The organism is Mesorhizobium sp. M1A.F.Ca.IN.020.06.1.1, assembly GCF_004023265.1.
Lineage (GTDB): Bacteria > Pseudomonadota > Alphaproteobacteria > Rhizobiales > Rhizobiaceae > Mesorhizobium.
In genome coordinates this window covers 1-2,896 of sequence record NZ_RZSR01000779.1, presented here as the reverse complement: position 1 = coordinate 2,896, position 2,896 = coordinate 1, and the positions used below count along the sequence as shown (strand labels likewise).

Sequence of the window (2,896 nt, the reverse complement as noted above, 5' to 3'; positions counted from 1 at the left end):
GTTGTGGGCATTAGCAACGTTCCCAGCGAAATGCACCTCTTTGACGTCGAAATAATCTTTCTCACCGTCGATATTCTTGATGGTGAATCGGTCAAAAGTTCCGCCCGAGCCGCCCTCCGTAGTAAAATCAACCGTAACGCCTTCGCCGACGTTGTGGAGGATCATTCCGGTGCCGTTGAGATCAACTGTGATGCCAAGGGCAGAGGCCGTCGTGGCGATGCCGTTCAACTTGAACGTTACTCCGGTGATATTGATCTCGGTATCGTTGTCGTCACCCGGCAACGCGGCGCCTTTTGCGTTGTCGTCGTTGTTGTAGGCGTGGACCTCGATGTCAGCTACTGTGTTAGTAGGCGTGGACTGCGAAATCGAGAAACCGGCGCCGGAGACGTTCTCGATGTGGCCTGTGTAGTTGGGAGCCAGCGGCGAGTTGGTAAAGTTCTTGCCTGCACTTTGGGTGCCGCCACTGATCAGGTCGATCTGAAGTTCACGGCCGAAGCGCACGTCCTGTGAAGAGACACCCAGACCTTGCGTGCTGACATTGACTTCAGCCTGCGTAGTGCCGTCGTGAGCCGTGACCAGAATTTTCTGTGTGCTCGCCGTGTCGGCGTCGAGGATATACCAATTGTTGTGTCCGGGAGGGGCGTCGCCGAGCTGGCTGAAATTGAGCACGGTGGTGCCGGTGACCGATGCGTACACCTTGTTGAGCAGATCGATCTGGTCGTTCGGGTCGTTCGCGTCCGGATGGAGCAACGGCACATACTGGACTAGGTACAAATCTGCGTTTGTTGCGCTGGTGCTGACCAGTCCAAACGAGAAGGCGAGATCCCCGGTCGCGGCGGGCATAGTGGCCGCACTGGAAGTGCCGATGACGCCGATCACGACGTTTGAATGCGTCGGGTCCTGGAACAGCCAAACATAGTTGCCATTCACCGTTCTAATGCCGCTGTTGACGCCAACGGTGGTGGAAAACGGCGTTCCTGAGGAATTCTGGGTAAGAACGACCGAGGTGATGGTTTCCCCTGCGTTCGCCGTGGCTACCACGAAGTTGGATTGGAAGGCGACCTCCGGTGAGGTCAGTCCGCCCGAACTGTCGCGACTTAGGAGATAGGCCAAAGTGGGGTCATTGTTGCCGATGGGATTAATGTCGTCACCCTGAAGACCCGTGGTCTCGTCGATGATGATGTCTTGAGCAGTGATGTCGAGTGCCATTGAAACTCTCCCTGGCTTCAATGCGACAGGCGCGAAATCAGCCCCAACGCTGGCAGCCGGCCGCATGGGCGCGCATCCACCAGCGGAGCCGGTGCCGCGCGTCATCGTTGAACGAAACTGGAGTTATCGGCTTAACCCGGGGTAGAGGGTGTTGAGGGGACCGCCGCTTCCCCGCTCCTTGCCCCGTCAGGCAATTCTGGGCGGATGCGTCCTATGCGCATCGGTAACCCACCAACAGCGGGCACCAAGGATCGATGATAAGGGCATACTCAACCCGCCCCTCTTCAACAGGCTATTGACTGCCTGTAACGCCTCCCGCTCAGAACATGAGCACGAAAAGTTTACTCTTATTTGTGGAAACTTAAACTCGTACTGTTGCTTTTTTGGAAAAATTGTGAAGCAAAAATGGTCCAACCGAGTGTGGGACCTTTGTCCCTGCTCTTTTCAACTATTTGAAGAATGTTGTCGCCAGCATCTACCGAATCTGGATGAAGGTAGAGCGGAAACACCTGAAAAAGGCTTTGCAACCAATGCTTGCGACGGGGGGCGGTCGCGCGGTCCTTTCACCGTCAGCTGACGCGCCGCGCGCCGCTCTACACCGAGTGTGGTCGCGACGGCGTCATCCAGGGCGAGGCGGGCCTGCTTGGATTCGAGGATTCCGAGCATCCCGTTGCGCAGCAATAAAACTCGGAGCCGCGAAAGCTTGTCGAAGCGACGGTGATCACAACGCGTTCGGTTGCGACGGAAGTCAAACCTCGGCGTCGGCTAAGTACGCGGCAGTGCTGGACGCGATGGCCGCTACGCAGCGCGTTCGGATCGTGAATGGTGGGCGCTGGTTGTGCCACACGCCATATACATGTTCGGACTGTTTCCATGGCCTATCGCCGGCGCGCCGCTACCGGCAGATTGTCCACCGGATGCATGACGGCCGGGATATCGTGCAGCGGAACTAAAAATCCCACCGCCCCTTTAGGTATGCAGCGTTGGACCGAGAGGCGTGTTGGCGAGGGATGCCGGCACGACGCGGATGCCATCCGGGCGGTTGGAGGCGGATTTGGCAGTTGATGTGGCGCGTGCGAAGAGCGGCATTCGCCTCACGGTGATCGCGGTGGCGGCAGTGCCGCTGCTGTTTTTGTTGAGCGGTCTTGTCATCCGCTACGCCGCATTCGCATCGGTGTCGCCGGATCCGAGCCTAGCGGCCTATGCCCGCGCCTTCTGCAAATGGGATTGCTCCTGGTATGTCGGCATTTCCGAACAGGGCTATGAGCGTTTTCCCATTCCTGGCCGCAGCAATGTCGGGCGCTGGGGGTTCTTTCCGCTTTATCCGATGCTGGTGGCGGCGGTCCGCACGATTCTGCCCTTCTCCACGATCGCGATTGCGACGGCGGCATCGCTGGCGTGCGGCTATGTCTCGTGCCTGGTGGCATGGCCGCTCATGGACAGGAACATGCGGGCCTATGTGCTTTATTGCGCCTTCCTGCTGAGCGGCCCGTTCTCGTTCTATTTGGCCACTTTCCTCACCGAGCCGCTCTTCGTGCTTTTGACGTCCTGCCTCTTCCTGGCGCTCAAACGCTCGAACCATCTCGCCGCGGGGTTGTCTTGCGCGCTGCTCTCGGCAACGCGGGTCGTCGGCGTGCTGGCCGTGTTCGCGATCGTCATTCGCATGTTTGAGGAGCATCGCGCCAAG

The 2,896-nt window shown here is 58.5% G+C and carries 2 pseudogenes; one reads left to right on the top strand and one right to left on the bottom strand.

Features of this window, described 5'->3' with window-relative positions:
- Window positions 1-1,209 (bottom strand): annotated as a pseudogene (locus EOA60_RS26785) (hypothetical protein); the annotation flags it as partial.
- Window positions 1,210-2,263: 1,054 nt separating this feature from the next.
- On the opposite strand from EOA60_RS26785, the pseudogene EOA60_RS26780 reads away from it, so the two are divergent.
- Window positions 2,264-2,896: pseudogene (locus tag EOA60_RS26780) on the top strand (hypothetical protein); the annotation flags it as partial.